Source organism: Corynebacterium sp. HMSC062E11 (assembly GCF_001811845.1).
In the GTDB taxonomy this organism is placed as follows: Bacteria; Actinomycetota; Actinomycetes; order Mycobacteriales; family Mycobacteriaceae; genus Corynebacterium; species Corynebacterium hesseae.
Genome location: NZ_KV806808.1, coordinates 1 through 404, shown reverse-complemented (window position 1 = coordinate 404; position 404 = coordinate 1). Strand labels below are relative to the sequence as shown.

The following is a 404-nucleotide window of genomic DNA, read 5'->3' as shown; positions in this document are numbered from 1 at the left end:
GAGTCCTTGATTGCTATTGACCAACCCATGTCAGCACTAACCGGCTTGACTGCTGAAACCCTGGATTTTATCGACACCATCCTGGCTGGCTTCTTCACCCCCACTAAGGCGAATCAGGCTTTTCCTACCCGCAGCCAAATCAGACGCAAAGTCCGCGACATCTGTAAAACCCTGGATGATTCCATCGCCTACCGTGACACCCGCCCCAAAGACACCTACCGCTTTTCATCCAACGGAACCTCTGCCTGGCTGGAACTCCAGGTTGGGGAAGACACCGGCATTAAACTCGATGCCTTCATCCACACAACCGCCGCAAAAGAAGGAATCACTGTTGCTGAAGCGGTCATCAAACTCTTAAGCGGCGAAATACAACCACCAGCCACCGTAGTCTTACACACCTATCA

General features: G+C 52.2%; 1 pseudogene. It reads left to right on the top strand.

The annotated features are described in order from the left end of the window. Nucleotides 1-27 precede the first annotated feature (27 nt). Nucleotides 28-404, top strand: a pseudogene (locus HMPREF2822_RS07670) (HNH endonuclease); the annotation flags it as partial.